At 69.6% G+C, this 18,124-nt stretch carries 20 protein-coding genes; 8 read left to right on the forward strand and 12 right to left on the reverse strand.

The window, feature by feature from the left end; genetic code table 11:
- Nucleotides 1–11: 11 nt before the first annotated feature.
- On the forward strand, nucleotides 12–407 hold the full coding sequence (locus C5E10_RS04580; RefSeq protein WP_104330640.1) for an SdpI family protein: 396 nt from the start codon (nucleotides 12–14) through the stop codon (nucleotides 405–407).
- On the opposite strand, the gene C5E10_RS04585 is transcribed toward C5E10_RS04580, so the two are convergent.
- The 6 genes from C5E10_RS04585 to C5E10_RS04610 all read right to left on the reverse strand — a co-directional run bounded on the left by C5E10_RS04585 (nucleotide 404) and on the right by C5E10_RS04610 (nucleotide 4,947).
- Entirely contained in the window at nucleotides 404–1,006 is a 603-nt protein-coding gene (locus C5E10_RS04585; protein WP_104330641.1) for an LppP/LprE family lipoprotein, read from the reverse strand. The genes C5E10_RS04580 and C5E10_RS04585 overlap by 4 nt on opposite strands.
- Nucleotides 1,007–1,028: 22 nt before the next feature.
- Entirely contained in the window at nucleotides 1,029–1,331 is a 303-nt protein-coding gene (locus C5E10_RS04590) for a cupin (protein ID WP_104330642.1), read from the reverse strand.
- A 40-nt stretch (nucleotides 1,332–1,371) separates the two neighbouring features.
- Entirely contained in the window at nucleotides 1,372–1,560 is a 189-nt protein-coding gene (locus C5E10_RS04595; RefSeq protein WP_104330643.1) for a hypothetical protein, read from the reverse strand.
- Nucleotides 1,561–1,634: 74 nt separating this feature from the next.
- Nucleotides 1,635–3,173, reverse strand: a complete 1,539-nt coding sequence (locus C5E10_RS04600) for a GTP pyrophosphokinase family protein (protein ID WP_104330644.1) — start codon at nucleotides 3,171–3,173, stop codon at nucleotides 1,635–1,637.
- A 156-nt stretch (nucleotides 3,174–3,329) separates the two neighbouring features.
- The gene (locus C5E10_RS04605) at nucleotides 3,330–4,463 is read right to left on the reverse strand and encodes an NAD(P)-binding domain-containing protein (protein ID WP_219820322.1); all 1,134 of its coding nucleotides are present in this window, start codon (nucleotides 4,461–4,463) and stop codon (nucleotides 3,330–3,332) included.
- Complete coding sequence (locus C5E10_RS04610; protein ID WP_104330645.1) at nucleotides 4,456–4,947, reverse strand: MarR family winged helix-turn-helix transcriptional regulator; 492 nt, start codon at nucleotides 4,945–4,947, stop codon at nucleotides 4,456–4,458. Before C5E10_RS04610 ends, C5E10_RS04605 begins: the two co-directional genes overlap by 8 nt.
- Nucleotides 4,948–5,043: 96 nt before the next feature.
- Here C5E10_RS04610 and C5E10_RS04615 point away from each other — a divergent pair, with 96 nt between their 5' ends.
- From C5E10_RS04615 to C5E10_RS04625, 3 genes are all read left to right on the forward strand, one after another.
- On the forward strand, nucleotides 5,044–6,132 hold the full coding sequence (locus C5E10_RS04615) for an LLM class flavin-dependent oxidoreductase (protein ID WP_104330646.1): 1,089 nt from the start codon (nucleotides 5,044–5,046) through the stop codon (nucleotides 6,130–6,132).
- Nucleotides 6,125–6,895 (forward strand): NADPH-dependent F420 reductase, encoded by a 771-nt coding sequence (locus tag C5E10_RS04620; RefSeq protein ID WP_104330647.1) that lies wholly within the window; start codon nucleotides 6,125–6,127, stop codon nucleotides 6,893–6,895. The genes C5E10_RS04615 and C5E10_RS04620 overlap by 8 nt, the downstream gene beginning before the upstream one ends.
- Nucleotides 6,896–6,991: 96 nt before the next feature.
- A complete protein-coding gene (locus C5E10_RS04625; protein ID WP_104330648.1) occupies nucleotides 6,992–7,174 on the forward strand; it encodes an antitoxin in 183 nt (60 codons plus the stop codon).
- A 93-nt stretch (nucleotides 7,175–7,267) separates the two neighbouring features.
- On the opposite strand, the gene C5E10_RS04630 is transcribed toward C5E10_RS04625, so the two are convergent.
- Entirely contained in the window at nucleotides 7,268–8,569 is a 1,302-nt protein-coding gene (locus tag C5E10_RS04630; protein WP_104330649.1) for an NAD(P)/FAD-dependent oxidoreductase, read from the reverse strand.
- Between the two features lie 238 nt (nucleotides 8,570–8,807).
- Here C5E10_RS04630 and C5E10_RS04635 point away from each other — a divergent pair, with 238 nt between their 5' ends.
- From C5E10_RS04635 to C5E10_RS04645, 3 genes are all read left to right on the forward strand, one after another.
- Nucleotides 8,808–9,656 (forward strand): ABC transporter permease, encoded by an 849-nt coding sequence (locus tag C5E10_RS04635; RefSeq protein ID WP_104330650.1) that lies wholly within the window; start codon nucleotides 8,808–8,810, stop codon nucleotides 9,654–9,656.
- Nucleotides 9,657–9,718: 62 nt separating this feature from the next.
- Nucleotides 9,719–10,768: an ABC transporter substrate-binding protein gene (locus C5E10_RS04640; RefSeq protein ID WP_104240555.1), complete on the forward strand. Its 1,050-nt coding sequence runs from the start codon at nucleotides 9,719–9,721 to the stop codon at nucleotides 10,766–10,768.
- 2 nt (nucleotides 10,769–10,770) lie between these two features.
- Nucleotides 10,771–11,589, forward strand: a complete 819-nt coding sequence (locus C5E10_RS04645) for an ABC transporter ATP-binding protein (protein ID WP_219819616.1) — start codon at nucleotides 10,771–10,773, stop codon at nucleotides 11,587–11,589.
- A gap of 265 nt (nucleotides 11,590–11,854) precedes the next feature.
- Here C5E10_RS04645 and C5E10_RS04650 read toward each other — a convergent pair whose 3' ends face one another.
- The 4 genes from C5E10_RS04650 to C5E10_RS04665 form a co-directional block, all read right to left on the reverse strand.
- The gene (locus tag C5E10_RS04650) at nucleotides 11,855–12,733 is read right to left on the reverse strand and encodes a sugar phosphate isomerase/epimerase (RefSeq protein WP_104330651.1); all 879 of its coding nucleotides are present in this window, start codon (nucleotides 12,731–12,733) and stop codon (nucleotides 11,855–11,857) included.
- Nucleotides 12,730–13,935 (reverse strand): dihydrodipicolinate synthase family protein, encoded by a 1,206-nt coding sequence (locus C5E10_RS04655; RefSeq protein WP_374953483.1) that lies wholly within the window; start codon nucleotides 13,933–13,935, stop codon nucleotides 12,730–12,732. Before C5E10_RS04655 ends, C5E10_RS04650 begins: the two co-directional genes overlap by 4 nt.
- A gap of 14 nt (nucleotides 13,936–13,949) precedes the next feature.
- On the reverse strand, nucleotides 13,950–15,107 hold the full coding sequence (locus C5E10_RS04660) for a Gfo/Idh/MocA family protein (RefSeq protein ID WP_104330653.1): 1,158 nt from the start codon (nucleotides 15,105–15,107) through the stop codon (nucleotides 13,950–13,952).
- 182 nt (nucleotides 15,108–15,289) lie between these two features.
- Nucleotides 15,290–16,327 (reverse strand): LacI family DNA-binding transcriptional regulator, encoded by a 1,038-nt coding sequence (locus tag C5E10_RS04665; RefSeq protein WP_104330654.1) that lies wholly within the window; start codon nucleotides 16,325–16,327, stop codon nucleotides 15,290–15,292.
- A 101-nt stretch (nucleotides 16,328–16,428) separates the two neighbouring features.
- Here C5E10_RS04665 and C5E10_RS04670 point away from each other — a divergent pair, with 101 nt between their 5' ends.
- On the forward strand, nucleotides 16,429–17,580 hold the full coding sequence (locus C5E10_RS04670) for a glycerate kinase (RefSeq protein ID WP_104330655.1): 1,152 nt from the start codon (nucleotides 16,429–16,431) through the stop codon (nucleotides 17,578–17,580).
- Nucleotides 17,581–17,602: 22 nt separating this feature from the next.
- Here the strand turns inward: C5E10_RS04670 and C5E10_RS04675 are convergent, their stop codons facing one another.
- Nucleotides 17,603–18,112 (reverse strand): O-acetyl-ADP-ribose deacetylase, encoded by a 510-nt coding sequence (locus C5E10_RS04675; RefSeq protein ID WP_104330656.1) that lies wholly within the window; start codon nucleotides 18,110–18,112, stop codon nucleotides 17,603–17,605.
- Nucleotides 18,113–18,124 lie beyond the last annotated feature (12 nt).

An 18,124-nucleotide genomic window follows, 5' to 3' on the forward strand; every position in this document is an offset into this window, starting at 1 on the left:
GGCTGGGGTGGATGGACGACTCCCTGGTGCTCAGAAGCGTACTTTCGCTCGTGATGATCGGATCCGGACTCCTCGTGGTCTGGATGGCGAGCGCCGCAGCCTCCGGTCAGCTGCAGCGGAACTCGCTCGCCGGCATCCGCACGCCGAGCACGATGGCGAGCGACGTGGCGTGGGTCGCGGCGCACATGCGAGCGAAGCGCCCCACGATGATCGCCGGCTACTTTGCGCTGGCGACCGGCCTTGTTGTCCTCATCCCGATGCCGGAGTGGGGGATCGCGGTGGTCATGCTCGGCGGATGCGGGGCGCTGCTCGGGTTCGTGCTCTACGGGGCTCGCGTGGGCGTCCAGGCTGCGAAAGCGGTGCTGAAAGCTCCCGGCGCCAAGCCTGCAGGCGAGCCCGACGCCTAGTCCGTGGGCGGCACGTCGCCGTCCATGACCACCGACTGCGTGTCCTCATCCCACGTGAAGGTCGCCTGGACCCGCCCGCTCGATTCGGCGTTCGCCTCACCGGGCAGCGTGTATGTGTAGGTCACCTCGATGCTCGCGTCGTCCAGGCGGGCGGCGCTGGGCAGGAAGCCGTACGCGTCCCCGGTCGCGGTGCCCAGGTAGCGGCCCTGGTTGAAGAGCATGATGTGGCACGGCGTCGAGACGGTGCCGCCAGACAGGGTCACCACGACGTAGGAGAGTTCCGCGCACTCGTCGTACGTTGCCGCGTCTGGCGTGGCGGCGACCCACTCGTGCGACTCGAGGTTCGGGAACGGCGCGATGGAGCCGATCGACGCCGAGACGGCTTCTTCCTGCGTGAGTCCGGCGCACGCCGGCACCTCCGGCGTGGGGGTTGCCGTCTCCATTGGAGTGGCCGGCGGTGCTGACGCCGGAACGGTCTGCGTGACCGTGACGGTCGGGGCGGCGGATTCGGGGGCCGCCGACGGCGAACATCCGGTCAGCGCGACCAGCGTCAATGCCGCACACGCGACGACAGATGGTGTCAGGAAGCGGGGAGCCATGCCCGCAACCTAGCACCGCGACTCAGGCGGATGGCCCGGCTTTTGCTTCGATTTCCACGAACGTGAACGGTTCGTCGCGGTCGTTGACGAGGTTGTGGTGGGCTCCGGGCTCTCGGCTGTAGCTGACACCCGCCGTGCACTCCATGGCGAACGGGTCCGCCGTCGTCGTCTCGACCGTCAGGGCGCCGGTGGTCTGCGGCACCACCACGTAGGGCAGCTCGTGGGTGTGCCAGCCGGTCTCCGCTCCGGGTGCGAACCGCCACTCGGTCACGCGGAAGCGATCGTCGTTGACCTGGACGGTTGGGGTGGCGCTGGGGCGAGTCATGTCACGACGCTAGCGGCTGTGGTACGTGCCACGCGTGCGCCTAGTTCTGCTCCTCTGCCGGGTCCTCGTCTTCCTGCTTCGTCTCCTCGGTGCGGTCGCGGAGCTTGTCGGCCATCGCGGCTGCACCTTCGCGTCCGTGCTCGCTCTCGACCTGTTCGATGATGTCGCGCAGGTTCTCGCCGCCGGTGGAGTCGTCGGATTCGGGGGACGCGTTCTGTGGGGTGGTCATGCCGCGACCGTACGCACCGAGGCTGGGCGGGGGCGCATCAGTGCCTGACCGCCCGGCCTCTGCGGTTCAGGGCGTCAGCTCAGCGCGGCCTCCGCTTCCTGCTCCAGTCCTGAAGAGACAGGAAGCAGCGGGGTTCCGGACCGGACGACCTGCAGGTCCAGGGGCCCTGAAAGATCGATGAGGATCCCCATGACCTCCTCAGCGGAGTCGATCCGGAAGTTGGAATGCACCCAGACTGCATGCTCGCCGACGTCCAAGCGTCGTGCTCGGGCGGCGCTCGGCAATTCCCGATCGACGCCCACGACCGCGGCGAGTCTCCGATCCTCCAGGACCTGGGCACCGAGGCGGTTCCCCACGATCTGCACGAGATCCCTGACCGCTCCCGCCGCTGATCGCAACTCAGTCCGGAGCTTTTCCGGTGCATCCGCCCCCTGAATGGCGTAGATGTTCCGTTTGGTGGCCTTCGGCTTGATCAGCGACCACCGCCAGGCGAGTTGGCCGGGCCTGCGTTCCCGGAAGGGGGACTCGCCGAGCTTCCGGGTTGCCTCGATGTACTCACTTCCGAACAGTGCGAGCAGATCGTCGTCCAATCGCCGCACCGTCGTGGCCTTGCCTTCGGTGTCGAGCAGGGCGGCGACGCGTTCGCTCTTCACGTCGTCGAGATGCGCTTCGAGCGCCGACAGGCTCGTGATCCCGAGAGCGCGGACAATCGTCACGCCGAATTCGAGGCCGCGTTCACTCGGCTCCGCTGCAGTCGGATATCTCTGGGCGAGTGATGCTCTGAGCGATGCGGTACTCAGTTCCAACAGTGTCGGCCCCGCGTTCCCCTCGTCTGGTGGCGTTGACTCGGCTGAATTCGCCGGGTCGGCAGTGTCCACGAATGATTCAGTCGGAGCCGCCTGGTCGAGAACCCGCATGGCCTCATTCAGTGCCTGATCGAGCTGCTTTCGATAGGCGTGGGCGTCACGGAGGATGTCGTCGACCTGCTCCTGGCCCTCCTTCTTGAGGCTCCGATACGTCGAACTCTTGTAGCGGTGGGTGTGCTCGAACTCCGCCCAAGCGTGAGCCGCGACCGTTCGTATCTGGATTTCCAAGCCATGGAACTTCGTGAAGAACACGCTGAGGTTGCTCTTCTCGCCGATCAGGTCAGAAGGGTTCTTCACACCGTCCACCACGAAGTGCCAGCTCTCGTAGCCCATCAGCCCGACGGGGCGACCGTGGCCAGGGTTCTTGTCTTCATTCGGCAGCACCGAGAAGCGATCGCGGACCAGCTCGATAGCCCGGTCTCGGTCTCGCTCCGAATAGACGATCACCCGCGCTGCTATGACGTCGTCGAGGTGCGTCGGGTGGGGGGAATGGGCCGATTCATGCGGCGCTGACGAGAGTGGCGGGACCGCATCCGCATCTGCCCCCTGCACTCTTCCTTCTTGCAGGGTTTCCTTGAGACGAATCTTCGACAGCAACGAGGCGATCGACTTGGCTCTGGCCGATATCTCGTGAACGCGGACGGATTCCTCGGCCATCAGCCATTTGAGATAGTTCTCCACCTCGCGAGCTGCTTCAGGGAGCCAGTCCCAGTGCTTGGCGTCCCCCTCGGTGAGTGTGTAAGTCACGTTTCCCCCTCGAACAGCTGACCCTCCCGGCGAGCGTCATTGCTGCTCCGTATTCTGCGTGGATTCGCGGCACATGATCACGTGGCGTATCCGGTGGGCCGAATCCGAGTCGATATTCGCTGTTTGCAGTCGAAACAGCAGGGAGAAGACGGCGGTTCAGTCTGCCTGTCGCGCGGACCGACCGCTCGTGAGCTCGTGCAGCCCCAGCTTCTCGATCGCCCGCACCGCATCGCGTCCCGCCCGGTTCGCGCCGACCGTCGACTGCGAGGGGCCGAAGCCGATGAGGTGGAGGCGCGGCTCGTCGGCGACCTGCGTGCCGCGCATCGTGATGCCGCCGCGGGGGTTGCGCAGCCCGAGCCCGTCGAGGTGCGCGAGGTCGGCGCGGAACCCAGTCGCCCACAGGATCGCGTCGACCGGCGTGAAGGACCCGTCGGCCTCGCGCACGCCGTCCGGCTCGATGGCGGTGAACATGGGCCGCCGCTCGAGTGCGCCCCGATCCCGGGCGGCTACCGCGTAGGTCGACCAGCCGAGGCCCGTGTACGAGACGACGCTGCTCGACGGCTCGCCCGCCTCGACGTCGGCCGTCACCTTCGCGATGGTGCTGCGCCCCTCCACCTCCGGGTTGAAGCCGTTCTCGAGGAAGACCGGCTCGCGTCGCGTGTACCAGAACGTCTGCGCCCCGCGCGAGATCTCCTCGAGCTGCTGCACCGCCGAGATGCCGCCGCCGACGACCGCTACCCGCTGGCCTTCGAAGGCCGACGCCGACACGTAGTCGCGCGTGTGCAGCTGCGTGCCGCGAAACGAGTCCTGGCCAGGGATGCGCGGCAGCAGCGGATTGTTCCACGTTCCGGTCGCGTTGATGATCGCGTCGGCGCGCCACTCGCCGGCGCCGTCGGTCGCGACGAGGAGCGATCCCCGCGGGTCGTCATCGACGCGCGACACCTCGAGCACCTCGACCGGGCGCAGGATGGGCAGGGGCTTCGCGCGCTCGAACTCGGCGAAGTACCGGGGGACCGCGTCTCGACTCGGCTCGTCCTCGCTGCCAGGGGTGCGCGCGAACGTGGGCAGGTCGAAGATGCCGTTCACGGTCGCCATCGTCAGGGACTCCCAGCGGTGCTGCCACGCGCCGCCCGGCTTGGGGTTCGCATCCAGCAGCACGAAGGTGCGCTCGGCGTCCGGCTCGTCGAGTGCGCTCGCGAAGCCGCGCCGCGACAGGTGGAAGCCGGCGGAGAGGCCCGCCTGGCCGGCGCCGATGACGACGACCGTCGCGGAGCGCAGAGCCTCAGGCACGGTCGGCGCCGCCCTCCGCCTCGTCGAGCCCCAGGTGCTCGCGCAGGGCCTCCGTGATCGACGCCACCTGGGCCAGCTGCTCGGGTGACAGGGCGTCGAGGAAGAGTTCCTGGATGGCCTTGAGGTGGGGCACCGAGCCGCGCCGGAACGCGGCGGCGCCCTCTTCGGTGAGGCTCACCACCGAACCCCGGGTGTCGTCGGCGCAGGGGTCGCGGCGCAGGAGGCCGCGCTTCTCCATGCGGCCGAGCTGATGTGAGAGGCGACTGCGCTCCCAGCCGATCGTCGCCGCGAGCTCCGACGAGCGCACGGATCGGCCGGGTGCCTCGCGCAGTGCGAGCAGGACGCCGTAGTCGCCCGTCGACAGCGCTGACTCGCTCTGCATGCGGCTCGCGAGGCGCGAGTTCAGCACGCTCGTGGTCTCGATGAACCCGCGCCAGACGTGCAGCTCCTCGGCGCTGATCTGCGTTCGCTTCTGCGTGCCCATGGGTCCTCCATCGTTCGTGTCGCCCCCATCATGCCACGTAGTTGACATATCAACTACTCGGATGCATGATTGACACGTCAACTACCTGGAGGACCCATGAGCACGCAGAACGGCACGCAGATGAGCGCAGTGGATGCAGCCCAGTTCGGATTCGAGATCGGCCTCAACTCGTTCGGCGACGTGCCGAACGTCGACGGCCGTCCCCTGTCCGACGCCGAGACGGTGCGCCTGCTCGTCGACGAGGCGCGCCTCGCCGAGCGGGTCGGCCTCGACGTCTTCAGCATCGGCGAGCACTACCGGGAGGGCTTCGTCGACTCCGCGACCCCCGTCATCCTCGCTGGCATCGCCACGGCGACGGAGCGCATCGGGCTCGGCTCCGCCGTCACCGTCCTCAGCACCAACGACCCCGTGCGCCTCTACAACGAGTTCTCGACCCTCGACGCGCTCTCGAACGGGCGCGCGCAGATGGTCGTGGGTCGCGCATCCCAGACCCAGTCGTTCCCGCTCTTCGGCTACGACATCGCCGACTACGAGCAGCTCTTCGAGGAGAAGCTCGACCTCTTCATGCAGCTGCAGCGCAACTCCTCGGTGACCTGGTCGGGCACGGTCCGCGCGCCGCTCGTCGACCAGACCCTGCACCCGACGATGCGCCCGGGCGGCATCCCCACGTGGGTCGGCGTCGGCGGCAGCCCCGACTCGGTCGTGCGGGCGGCGCGCTACGGTCTGCCGCTCATGCTCGCCATCATCGGCGGCCAGCCCGAGCGATTCGCCGGCCACGTCGACCTCTACCATCGCGCGCTCGAGAAGTTCGGGATGCCAGCGAATCGCGTCGGCCAGCACGCGCTCGGCCTCGTCGCCGAGACCGACGAGGAAGCGGCCGAGACCTGGTGGGAGTCGTGGAAGCCCATGGTCGAGATGATGGGCAGGGAGCGCGGCTTCTACCCGCCCACGAAGGACCGCTACCTCCAAGAGCTCGAGACGGGCGCCCTGTTCGTCGGCTCCCCAGACACCGTCGCGAAGAAGATCGTGCGCATGGTCGAGGCGCTGCGCATCAGCCGCTTCGACCTCAAATACGACGTCATCGGCCTGCCGGCGGATGCACGCTCGCAGACCATCACCCTGCTCGGCACCGAGGTCGCACCCCGCGTGCGCGCCCTGCTCGCGAAGGAGTCCATCGATGTCTGACGCTCAGCCCACCCCGGGTCGATCGGCAGCGAGCCTGCCCACGATCGGCATCCTGGGGGCCGGCAAGGTCGGCACGGTACTCGCTCGCCTCCTCATCGCGAGCGGCTACCGGGTGCTCATCGCGGGTTCCGGCTCCCCGAGCAAGATCGAGCTCATCATCGACGTGCTCGTGCCCGGCGCGACCACGGGCACCAGCGCCGAGGTGGCCCGGCAGGCCGACGTCGTCATCCTCGCGCTGCCGCTCGGGAAGGCCCTGCCGCTCGATGGGCACGAGGCGATTCCCCGCGACGAGCTGCGCGGGAAGCTCGTCATCGATGCCATGAACTACTGGTGGGAGATCGACGGCGTGCGCGACGACCTCAACGACCCGTTCACGGCAACAAGCGAGCTCGTCCAGGAGCTGCTCTCCGAGTCGCGAGTCGTCAAGGCCTTCAACCACATGGGCTACCACGACCTCGACGAGGGGCCGAAGCCCGCAGGCGCTGTCGGCAGGCGAGGGATCGGCATCGCGGGCGACGACCCCGCGGACATCGCCGGTGCCTCGCTGCTCGTGGATGCCGCCGGCTTCGACCCCGTGCTCGTCGGCACCCTGCACGACAGCTTCTCCCTGCAGCCGGGCAGCGAGCTCTTCGGCGCGAACTTCGCCGCAGCGTCGGTGCGCTCGACCGCCGCGCGCTTCCCGAGCACCGAGCGGGGCCTCGAACTCGACGCCCTCCGCGCGGAACGGATGAGCACGGTACCAGCCGGGCAACCGCGATCCTGAGTCGCGCCAAGCTGCCGCACACCGCGCATCCACGTGCGGATGCTGGACTCGTCGCATGGCGCAACCGCGTCGACCCGACGAAGTGAAGGAGACCGAATGGTATTCGAGAACATCGGCGACAAGGCAGCACAGGCGGCGAACAGCGAGCAGGGTGAGCAGTTCACCGACCACGCGTTCGACACGGCCGGAGACCACGCGGACACCGCGATCGGCAACCAGCACGACGAGCACATCCAGAAGATGCGCGACGGCGCCGACGCGGCAGTCGGCACCGAGTAGCACCGCCGTCGCGGCGCTGCCGCAGACCACGAAGGCCCGCCCAGGTGGCGGGCCTTCGGCGTCTGCCGGCAGGCTGGCGCTGGCGGGACGGTGTCAGCGGATGCGGGTGCGCAGCTCCTCGGTCGACGTCACGCCGTCGTCGATCACGGCTCGGGCCGCGTCGCGGAGCGCTTCGCTCTCGCCGACGTCCCAGAGCAGCACGCCGACGGGTGCCCCCGACTCGTCGCGGAAGTAGGTGACGCGGCTCTGGTCGGACTCACCGGACTCGGGGAGCGGCGCGTCCAGCACGTCGAGTTCGGGGTCGAGGGTGCCGACCGCTTCCCACCGCGTGCCGAACACCATCGAGTAGAAGTACGGGGTGTGCGAGTACGGCTCGTCGGCGCCCGCCATCGAACGGCCCGCGGCCGCCCCCATCTCGGTGGCGTTGTCGACGTGCTCGACGCGCGTCTGGCCGAGGACCGGGTCCGGGTAGACGGCGATGTCGCCGGCCGCCCAGATGGCCGGGTCGATGGTGCGGAGCTGCTCGTCGACGACCACGCCTCCGTCGTCGACCACGAGGCCGGAGTCCTCAGCCAGGTCGACGACGGGCTTCGCTCCGAGGCCGAACACGACGAAGTCGGCCTCCGTCTCCGCTCCGTTGTCGAACACGACGGTCACGCCATCCGGGGTGGTCTCGGGGGAGGGGGCGCCAGCCGCGTTCCCCGCGGCATCCGCGGTTTCGGCGGCCTCCGCGGTCGCCTCGTCGTAGGGTGCTCGCACCTCGGCGCGCACGCGCTCGACGCGGCGCCCTGGCACGAGCCCCACGCCGTGCTCCACGAACAGCGCCTGGAATCGTTCGGCGAGCGACGGCGGGAACGTGGATGCGCCGAGCACCTCGTCGGGGAAGACCAGGTCGACCTCCACGTGGTTCTGCGCGAGGGCCGCCGCGATCTCCGTGCCGACGTATCCGCCGCCGACGACGACCGCGTGGGCGTTCCCCTCGCTGAGCTCGCGCAGGCGCCGGTAGTCGCTCGCCGAGCGGAAGAAGAGGATGCGCGTGCTCTCGGGCACGTCGATCTCGACGGGCTTCGAGCCCGTCGCGAGGAGCAGCTTGCCGTAGCTGACGGTCTCGCCGGTGTCGGTCGTGACGCTCTTCGCCTCGCGGTCGATGCCCGTCACGAGCGTGCCGAGCGTGATCTCGGCACCCGTCGCGTCGCTCGTGCCGAGCGGCGTCTGCTCCCACGTGAAGTCGGGGTCGACCCAGAGCTTCTTCGAGAGCGCGGGCCGCGCGTAGGGTTCGTCGACGTCGGCGCTCAGGATGCCGATGGTGCCCGTCTCGTCTCGTTCGCGGATGCCGCGGGCGGCCGCATCCGCGACCATTCCTCCGCCGATGATCAAGTAGTCGTAAGCGCTCATGCGCTCGAGGCTACGAACCGAGCTCGGGTGGCGCCTGGGAGCGGTCGCGGGGAGTTGCCCTCGGCCCGGGCTCGGCCGTGCGGCGAATCGGAAAGCGCTCCCTGCATCACTGACGGTTGTCTCGCGGATCATTCCACGTTATGTTGGAGCAATCGGGAAAGCGGTTACCCACCCTGAGAGCTCAACCGGGTGCCGCGTTCGACCGAGTCCCCTCTTACAACGCTGTAAGGAGCTCCGCATGACGAGCGCAACCACCAACACCCCAGTCATCGGCTCGCCGACTGACGCAACGCCCCCACCCGTGAAGCGACGCTCCATCGCCAAGGGACTCTCCGGCTACACCTACCCGGCCATCTTCCTCATCGTCGCGTTCGCCGCCTGGTGGGCCGTGACCGAGACCGGAACCGTCGCCTCCTACATCCTGCCATCGCCCGCCGACACCCTCGCGGCGTTCACCGACAACCCGCAGTACCTGTGGGACAACACGTGGGTGACCACCGTCGAGACCGTCATCGGCTTCGTCCTCTCCGTGGTCCTCGGCGTCGCGGTCGCCGTGATCATGGTCTACTCCCGCACCCTCGAGCGCACCTTCTACCCGCTGATCCTGTTCGCGCAGGTCATCCCGAAGATCGCCATCGCGCCGCTCTTCATCGTGTGGATGGGCTTCGGTCCCGAACCGAAGATCCTCGTCGCCGTGCTCATGGCCTTCTTCCCCATCGTCATCGCCGGCATCAGCGGTCTCCGCACGATCGACCCCGAGATCCTGGAGCTCACGAGCACCATGGGCGCCTCACGGTGGAAGACGTTCGTGAAGGTGCGCTTCCCCGCCGCGCTGCCGGAGCTGCTCTCCGGCATGAAGGTCGCCGCGACGCTCGCCGTCACTGGAGCCGTCGTCGGCGAGTTCGTCGGCGCGAACGCCGGCCTCGGCTACGTCATCCTGCAGGCCAACGGCAACGTCGACACCGCCATGCTGTTCGCCGCCCTCATCATCATGTCCCTCCTCGGCATCCTCCTCTTCGCCGTCATCCTCGTCGCCGAGCGCTTCCTCGTGCCCTGGCACGCGTCGCGTCGCAACCTCGAGAGCTGACAGCAGCCATCTCCCACCATTTCGACCCCCACCGCCTCGACCCACAACTGGAAAGGCCCCTCATGTCAAAGAAGACAATCCGCAACGGGCTCGTCACCGCCGTCGCCGCCAGCGCGCTCCTCCTCACCGCGTGCTCCGGCAACGCATCCCCCGAACCGGGAGCCGCCGGAGCCGACGGCGAAGCCGGCCTCACCGACGTGACGCTCATGCTCAACTGGTACCCGTACGGTGAGCACGCCCCCTTCTACTACGGGGTCGAACAGGGCATCTTCGAAGAGCACGGCATCAACCTCACGATCCAGGCGGGCCAGGGGTCGACGAAGACCGCCCAGGCTGTCGGCCAAGGGCAGGTGGACTTCGGCTGGGCAGACACCCCGGCCGTGCTCGCCAACATCGACAAAGGCGTGAGCATCCGCAGCGTCGGGGTCTTCCTGCAGACCACGCCCTCCGCCGTGCAGGTCTTCACCGACTCCGGCATCTCGACGCCCGCCGACCTCAAGGGCAAGACCATCGCGACCTCCGCGGGAGACGCGCCGACGACGACGTTCCCGCTCTACCTGGAAGCCGCCGGCCTGGAAGAGGGGGATGTCACGCAGCAGAACCTCGACGCCGCCGGCAAGATGGCCGCGATGATCAACGAGCAGGTCGACGGGCTCATCGGCTTCGCCCACGACCAGGGCCCGACGATCGCCGCGCAGAGCGGCAAGGACGTCACCTACCTGAAGTACTCCGACGTCGGACTGAACTTCTTCAGCAACGGCCTCATCGCCAACACCGATCTCATCGAGAGCAACCCGGACCTCGTCGAGAACATGGTCGCCGCGACCTCCGAGGCGTACGCGGCAGCCACCGAGGCGCCCGAGGATGCCGTCGCCGCCATGGATGGCAAGGACCCGCAGATGCCCGCGGCCGAAGTGCTCATCGAGCAGTGGAACAACACCATCCCGCTCCTCACATCCCCCGAGAGCGACGGCAACGCCCCCGGCGTCAACACGACCGGAGACTGGGAGGCGACCATCGAGGTGCTCTCCACGGCCGGTCTCATCGAGGAGGCGAAGCCCGTCGAGGACTACTTCGACGCGAGCTTCGAGCCGAGCGGAGCGGCAGAATGAGCATGACGGTCAACGAGCGCACGGCGCCCTCCTCGGCGGGCGGACACCAGGACTACCTGCTCGGCATCGACGACGTCGGCATCCGCTTCGAGACGAAGCGACGCAGCGTGCAGGCGCTGCGCGACGTCGACCTGCACGTCCGCAAGGGGGAGTTCGTCTCCATCGTGGGGCCGTCGGGATGCGGGAAGTCGACCCTGCTGCGGGCGGTCGCCGGCCTCACCGTGCCGACCGAGGGAACCATCGAGCTGCGCGGCTCCCGAGTCACCTCGCCGCGGCAGGACGTCGGGTTCGTCTTCCAGCGACCGGCCCTGCTGCCGTGGCGAGACGTGCGCGGCAACATCCTGCTGCAGGCCGAGATGCGAGGCCTCGACAAGGCGGCGGCGTCGAAGCGGTGCGACGAGCTCCTCGAGCTCACGAGCCTCACCGACTTCGCGAAAGCCCTCCCGCACGAGCTGTCCGGCGGCATGCAGCAGCGCGTCTCGCTGTGCCGGGCCCTCCTGCATGACCCCGATGTCCTCCTCATGGACGAGCCCTTCGGGGCCCTGGATGCGCTCACGAGGGAGCACCTCAACGTCGAGCTCCAGCGCCTCTGGGCGCAGACCGACCTGACCGTGCTCCTCGTGACGCACTCCGTTCCCGAGGCCGTCTACCTGGCGAGCAGAGTGGTGCTCATGGGGCCGCGCCCCGGCACGATCATCCAGGAGTTCGACGTCGACCTGCCGCGCGAACGCGAATACGAGCCGACGCTCGAGGACCCGCGCTTCCACAAGGTCGCCGGGCGCATCCGCGAACTCCTCGGCAGCCCTCTCGGCGGCGACTGAACGCCTCGCCGAACCGCGACCCTCGAAGCACCTGGCCCGCTCACCGCAAGGTGGGCGGGCCTCTTCGTGCGTCGGCAGGCCCGCCCCGGGCTCCGGGCCCCGGCAGAGCAGCGCGGGCACCGTGCGCCGGCACGCCCTCGCCCGGGTCCCGGCGGAGCAGCGCCGGTACGCCCATCCCGTGCTCCGGCAGAACAGCGCAGGCACACAGCAGAGCGCCTGCCCCGGATCGGGGCAGGCGCTCTGCTCGCTCGTGCGGGGGCTGGCCTCAGCCGCGCACCGGCAGCGCGAGGTGGGTGCCGACGTGCGTTCCGAAGGCCTCGACCGTGTCGGCGAGCGCCTCGTCGAAGTCCTTCGCCCACAGCTCGGCGTTGAAGACCTCGACCTCGACGTCGCCCGTGTAGCCGGCATCGGTGACCCAGTTCGTGAGCTCGGCGAAGTCGATGATCCCGGCGCCCGGGAGGTGGCGGCTCAGCAGCACGTCGGCGGGGAGGGGAGTTGCCCAATCGCACACCTGGTACGAGGCGATTCGGCCGTCTCTCCCGGCCCGGGCGATCTGCTCCTCGGCCTCCGGATCCCACCAGACGTGGAACGAGTCGATGACCACGCCGACGGCGGGGCTCCCGACACGATCGGCGAGGTCGAGCGCCTGCTTGAGGGTCGAGAGCACCGCCCGGTCGGACGCATACATGGGGTGCAGCGGCTCGAGCACGAGCGTGACGCCCGCGGCCTGCGCCTCGGGCGCGAGTTCGGCGACGGCCTCCTCGAGGCCGCCGCGGGCACCCGCCAGGTCGCGGCTTCCCTCCGGGATGCCTCCCGCGACGATGATGAGCGACGCCGACGACCCGGGAGCGCCGGCTGCGGCGAGCGTCGCCGCCTCCTCGATGGCCCTGCGGTTGTCGTCGATGGCCGCCCGACGCTCAGCGCCCTCCGGCATCGTCACGAACCCGCCGCGACAGTGGCTGGAGAACCGCAGCCCGGAATCGGCGAGCACACGCGCCGCCTCCGCGAGGCCTACATCCGCGACCGGCTCCCGCCACAGCCCGATGCTCTGCACGCCCTGACGCACGGTCGCATCGACGGCCTGCCGCAGCGAGGCGTGCTTGATCGTCGCCTGGTTGATCGACAGCCGCGGATGCGCGCTCATGCGAGCACCCCCGAGGTGGCGTCGACGCCGTTGAGGCGCAGCATCGCGTGCCAGCGGTCAGCCGCGAGCTCGGGCCGCTCGAGCGCGCCCGACGTGTTCGCGAGCTCCACGATGCGCGAGAGGTGCGGGAGGCTGCGGGCCGCGTGCAGCCCGCCCACCATCTGGAACGCATCCTGGTGGCCGTTGAGCCAGCTGAGGAACGCGACGCCCGTCTTGTAGTAGAAGGTGGGGGCGGCGAAGACCTGCCGCGACAGCTCCTGCGTCGGCCCGAGGATACGCCGGAACTCAGCGGGGTCGCCCGCGTCGAGGGCCTGCACGGCGGCGGATGCGCTCGGCGCGAGCACGCTGAACGCGCCGAGGAGGGCGTCGGAGTGGATGCCGTCCGCGTCGTCTTCGATCAGCTCGACGTAGTTGAAGTCGTCGCCCGTGAACATCGTGACGCCCTCGGGGAGGCGGGCGCGAACGGCCCGTTCGGCGTCCGCATCCAGGAGGCTCATCTTGATGCCGCTGACCTTGTCGGCGTGCTCCTCGATGAGGCTGATGACCAGATCCGATGCCTGCTGCCAGGCGTCGGCGCCGAAGTAGCCGCGCAGAGCCGGGTCGAACGCGGTGCCCAGCCAGTGCAGCACCGCCTTCGAGGAGACGGCGCCGAGAACGCGCGTGTAGACGCGGGCGTAGTCGGCGGGGGACTGCGCCGCGCGGGCCAGGTGGCGGCTCGCCATGATGACGGGCAGCGCGCCCTGCGCCTCAGCGAACTCGAGCTGCTCGAGGTAGGCGCGCTCGATCTCGTCGAGGGTCAGCACCTCCTCCGTGCGGGAGTCGGTGTTGACGCCGACGGCGATGCTGCCGCCCTCCTCGCGCGCGGCCGCGGAGCTGCGGGCGATGAGCTCGCGCGTCGCCAGAGCGTCGAGCCCCATGTTGCGCTGAGCCGTGTCCATGGCGTCGGCGACGCCGAGCCCCCACGACCAGAGCTGCCGCCGGTAGCCGAGCGTCGCATCCCAGTCGATGTCGGCAGGCGCGCCAGGCACGTTGTCGGCCGTCGCGCGGGGGATGACGTGCGCCGCCGCGTACAGCTCACGGGAGCGGAGCCCGCCCGTCGGGCGCTGGAAGGCGGGGGCCTCGAGCAGCTCGACCCGCGACGACTCGCCAGCGGGGGAGAGCAGGGCGAGCCGAGTGCCGGTCGCCGTCCGGGTGCTGTCGATCACCTGCGTCGCCGTCACTTCGCACCCGCCTGATCTGCGAGCGACACGCGGCGGCCAGACGCGTTCGACTCGAGTGCGGCCTCGGCGAGCAGCATGCCCTTGGCTCCCGAGCGGAAGTCGTAGTCGTGGGTGCCGTCCTCGAGCACGTAGCGGAGGAACTCGATCCACTGCAGCTTGAAGCCGTTGTCGACGGCGTCGTTCTGCGGCACCTCGATCCAGTCCGCGGAGTAGTCGTGCTCGTCGCGCAGGTCGGGGTTCCAGGTGGGCTTCGGGGTGACGTTGCGGGGCTGCACCTTGGCGCCGAAGAGGCCGACGACGGCGCTCCCGTGCGTGCCGTCGACGTGGATCTCGACGAGCTCGTCGCGGTTGACGCGCACGGTCCAGCTCGAGTTGAACTGCACGATCGGTCCGTCAGCGAGGTCGAAGATCGCGTACGCCGCGTCGTCGGCGGTCGCCGTGTAGCGCTTTCCCGCCTCGTCGACGCGCTCGGGGATGTGGGTGCGCGTCTCGGCGTAGACGGCGGAGATCTCGCCGAAGAGGTTCTCGATGACGTAGTTCCAGTGCGGGAACATGTCGACGACGATGCCGCCGCCGTCCTCGGAGCGGTAGTTCCAGCTCGGTCGCTGCGACGGCTGCCAATCGCCTTCGAAGACCCAGTAGCCGAACTCGCCGCGCACGGAGAGGATCTCGCCGAAGAAGCCGCTCTCGATGAGGCGGCGCAGCTTGATGAGGCCCGGCAGGTAGAGCTTGTCGTGGACGACGCCGTTCTTGACGCCGGCCGCCTCCGCCTCCTCGGCGAGGGCCAGCGCGTCGGCGTAGCTCTCCGCCGTGGGCTTCTCGGTGTAGATGGCCTTACCTGCGGCGATGGCCTTGCGGATCGCGGGGACGCGCAGTCGCGTGATGAGCGCGTCGAAGTAGACGGGGAAGTCCTCGTCGGCGAGGGCGACGTCGAGGTCGGTCGTGTACTTGTCGATGCCGTGCTTCGCGGCCAGCTCGCGGAGGCGCTCCTCGTTGCGGGCGACGAGGTAGAGCTCGATCGGGCGACGCGTGCCGTCCGACAGCGGGATGCCGCCCTCGTCGCGGAGGGCGAGCAGTGAGCGGACGAGGTGCTGGCGGTAGCCCATGCGCCCCGTCGCGCCGTTGACGATGATCCCGAGCTTGTCCGTGGTCATATCCATCCTCTCGTCTGAGTCTCGGCGTTGAGACTTCGACCAGCGTATTGGAAAGCGCTTACCGAAACAAGCGCGAGATCGAGGATGGGGTACCGGCCTGGTCTGTGGCCCGGACCGAGGGCGGTCTCGAAGACGCGCCCGCCAGCGGGTCAGCCGCGGCGCGGAGTGCTTTCCGGAACGGGTCAGCCGCGGCGCGGAGTGCTCTCGCGGATGACGACGGCCGTGTTCACGGGCAGGACGACAGGGCCGTCCTTGCCGCGCTCCGCGAGGGCCAGGCGCACGGCGCGGTAGCCCATGTCGCTCAGGGGTGCGACGACGGTCGTGAGCGGTGGGGTCACGTCGCGGACGAGCGCGATGTCGTCGAAGCCGGCGACCGACACGTCGCGGCCGGGTTCCTTGCCGAGGTCTCGGAGGGCGGTGAGGACGCCCGTGGCCATGAGGTCGCTGGTCGCGAAGATGGTGTCGGTGTCCGGGAAGCGGGAGAGGAGCGTGCGCAGCGCCTCGTAGCCGCCGTCGCGGGTGAAGGCGGTGGAGATGACGGCGTCGTCGTCGATGCCGAGGTCCGACTCTGCGAGCCCCTCGGTGAAGCCATCCACTCGGTCTCGGTTGGTGAGCAGCTCAAGGGGCCCCGTGATGATCCCGAACCTCCGGCCGCCCTGGTTCACGAGCTGACGTGCGAGCTCCTGCGCACCGTCGCGGTTGCGGAGCTCGACGACGTCGAAGGGAGAAGGGGCCTGGGCGACGAGCACAACGCGCCCGCCGGAGGCGTCGTACGCGAGCAGCTGCTCCTCGAGGGCCGCCTGCTGCGGGTCGTCGATGCGCCGGGACCCGGTGAGGATGATGGCGCGGGGGCGCTGTCCGCGCAGGGTGCGCACGATCTCGAGCTCGTTCGTGACGCTCCGCTCTGCGGCGGCGATGGTCACGATGAGGTTGGCTTCCTCGGCGCCGCGCATGACGCCCGCCGCGATGGCGCTGAAGTACGGGTCGGCGATATCGCTCACGACCACGGCGATGGTCGAGGATGCACCCCTCGCGACGGCCTGCGCGCTCAGGTTGGGTGAGTAGCCGAGCCGGTCGGCCGTCTCCTGGACGCGCTTCTTGATCTCCTCGTTCACGCGCCTGCCAGCGCTGCCGTTGATCGCGCGCGAGGCGGTTGCGATCGAGACGCCGGCCGCCTGCGCGACCTCGCCGAGCGTGACGTGGTTTCCGTGTCGACTCACGTGTCTCCTCCCCGGCGCGCGACGGTGCGCGCCGCCCTGAATATCTGGAGCCTAGCGGGAAACGCTTTCCTCGGGCGCGTCCAGGTCGGTAGGTTGGGGGCATGCAGCGCCGCACCGTCATCGCACCGGATTCGTTCAAGGGCACCGCTTCGGCGGCCGAGGTCGCCGCGGCGATCAGGCGGGGCTGGCTCCGCGCCAGGCCCGGCGACGAGTGCGTCGAGGTGCCGATGGCCGACGGCGGCGAGGGGACGACCGCGGCCATCGCCGGCTCGGTCCCCGGCGCGCGAGTGGTGTCGGTGCCCGTCGAGGGGCCGCTCGGTGCCCCCGTGGACGCTGAGCTCGTGGAGCTCCCGGACGGCACCTGGGTCGTCGAGCTGGCGGAGACGAGCGGCATCGCGCTGCTCGACGGGGTCGACCGCGAGTCGTGCGCCCGAGCGTCGACCATCGGGCTCGGTCAGGCGATCAGGTTCGCGGCGGAGCACGGCGCGAGGCGAGTGCTCGTCGGGCTCGGAAGCAGCGCGTCGACCGATGGCGGCGCGGGGATGCTGTCTGCGCTCGGCGTGCGGTTCCTCGACGCCGCTGGCGCCGACATCCCGCTCGGGAATCGCGGACTGCACTCCCTCGAGAGCGTCGACATCTCCGGACTCGTCCGGCTCCCCGCCGACGGCCTCGTCGCGCTGACCGATGTCGTGAATCCGCTCTTCGGGGTGGCCGGGGCTGCCGCCGTGTTCGGGCCGCAGAAGGGCGCAGCCGCCGACGATGTTCCCCTGCTCGAGGCCGGGCTCACGCGGCTCGCGCAGGTGCTCGACGGGGCACCGGAAGCGAGCGGCGATGTCCTCGCGCTCGCGGCGCATCCCGGTGCCGGTGCGGCGGGCGGCACGGGATTCGGCCTGCTCGCGGTCGGCGCGGAGGTCTCGGCGGGCGCCGTGGCCGTCGCCGAGGCGGTCGGCCTGCGCGAGCTGCTGCGCGGGGCCGACCTCGTCATCACCGGGGAGGGCAGCTTCGACGCGCAGTCCGAGGCAGGCAAGGTCCCCTCGCTCGTGCGCAGGCTCGCGCAGGAGGAAGGCGCACGCTTCGGGGTGATCGCTGGCCGTGTGGGCCTCGGCGCCGAGGAGCGGGCGGTGCTCGCTCGGGATGGCGTCAGCATCGTGTCGTTGTCTGAGCTCGCCGGCTCTGGCCAGCGCGCCATGAACGAGACCCTCGACTGGGTCGAGGTCGCGGGAGAGCGGATGGCGGGCACGCTCGAGTTCTAGGCGTGCGGCGTCAAGGTCAGGGTCAGGCGGTGCCATCGCGAAGCTCGCGCTCGACTCGGGCGAGGATCTCGGGGTCGCGCACGACGATGCGCACTTCCTCGACCTGCGAGCCCGAGCCCGAGAGGGTGTCGACGGCGGCGGCGATCGCGTCCTCGAGCGGCCATGCGTAGATGCCGGCGCTGACGAGAGGGAACGCGACAGAGGTGGCGCCGAGCTCGTCGGCGACCTCGAGCGAGCGCCGGTAGCAGGAGGTGAGCAGCGTGCGATCGCGCTGGCCCGAGCCGTAGTCGGGCCCGACGGTGTGGATGACCCATCGTGCCGGCAGCTCCCCGGCGGTCGTGTATCCGGCATCCCCGGTCGCAAGGCCGTCAGGGAACCTGGCCACGCAGTCGCGCAGTACCGCGGGCCCGCCCGCACGGTGGATGGCGCCGTCGACCCCGCCGCCCCCGCGCATCCCGTTATTCGCCGCGTTCACGACCGCGTCGACGGCCTGCTCAGTGATGTCTCCGAGAACTGCCACGATTCGCGTCATGAGCGCAGTCTG

The organism is Pseudoclavibacter sp. RFBG4 (assembly GCF_002931515.1).
GTDB lineage: Bacteria > Actinomycetota > Actinomycetes > Actinomycetales > Microbacteriaceae > Pseudoclavibacter.

Coding starts and splice junctions, on each gene's coding strand:
- C5E10_RS04580 (WP_104330640.1), top strand. CDS start 12: ATGGACGACTCCCTGGTGCTCAGAAGCGTACTTTCGCTCGTGATGATC.
- C5E10_RS04585 (WP_104330641.1), bottom strand. CDS start 1,006: ATGGCTCCCCGCTTCCTGACACCATCTGTCGTCGCGTGTGCGGCATTG.
- C5E10_RS04590 (WP_104330642.1), bottom strand. CDS start 1,331: ATGACTCGCCCCAGCGCCACCCCAACCGTCCAGGTCAACGACGATCGC.
- C5E10_RS04595 (WP_104330643.1), bottom strand. CDS start 1,560: ATGACCACCCCACAGAACGCGTCCCCCGAATCCGACGACTCCACCGGC.
- C5E10_RS04610 (WP_104330645.1), bottom strand. CDS start 4,947: ATGGGCACGCAGAAGCGAACGCAGATCAGCGCCGAGGAGCTGCACGTC.
- C5E10_RS04615 (WP_104330646.1), top strand. CDS start 5,044: ATGAGCACGCAGAACGGCACGCAGATGAGCGCAGTGGATGCAGCCCAG.
- C5E10_RS04620 (WP_104330647.1), top strand. CDS start 6,125: ATGTCTGACGCTCAGCCCACCCCGGGTCGATCGGCAGCGAGCCTGCCC.
- C5E10_RS04625 (WP_104330648.1), top strand. CDS start 6,992: ATGGTATTCGAGAACATCGGCGACAAGGCAGCACAGGCGGCGAACAGC.
- C5E10_RS04630 (WP_104330649.1), bottom strand. CDS start 8,569: ATGAGCGCTTACGACTACTTGATCATCGGCGGAGGAATGGTCGCGGAT.
- C5E10_RS04635 (WP_104330650.1), top strand. CDS start 8,808: ATGACGAGCGCAACCACCAACACCCCAGTCATCGGCTCGCCGACTGAC.
- C5E10_RS04640 (WP_104240555.1), top strand. CDS start 9,719: ATGTCAAAGAAGACAATCCGCAACGGGCTCGTCACCGCCGTCGCCGCC.
- C5E10_RS04645 (WP_219819616.1), top strand. CDS start 10,771: ATGACGGTCAACGAGCGCACGGCGCCCTCCTCGGCGGGCGGACACCAG.
- C5E10_RS04650 (WP_104330651.1), bottom strand. CDS start 12,733: ATGAGCGCGCATCCGCGGCTGTCGATCAACCAGGCGACGATCAAGCAC.
- C5E10_RS04660 (WP_104330653.1), bottom strand. CDS start 15,107: ATGACCACGGACAAGCTCGGGATCATCGTCAACGGCGCGACGGGGCGC.
- C5E10_RS04670 (WP_104330655.1), top strand. CDS start 16,429: ATGCAGCGCCGCACCGTCATCGCACCGGATTCGTTCAAGGGCACCGCT.
- C5E10_RS04675 (WP_104330656.1), bottom strand. CDS start 18,112: ATGACGCGAATCGTGGCAGTTCTCGGAGACATCACTGAGCAGGCCGTC.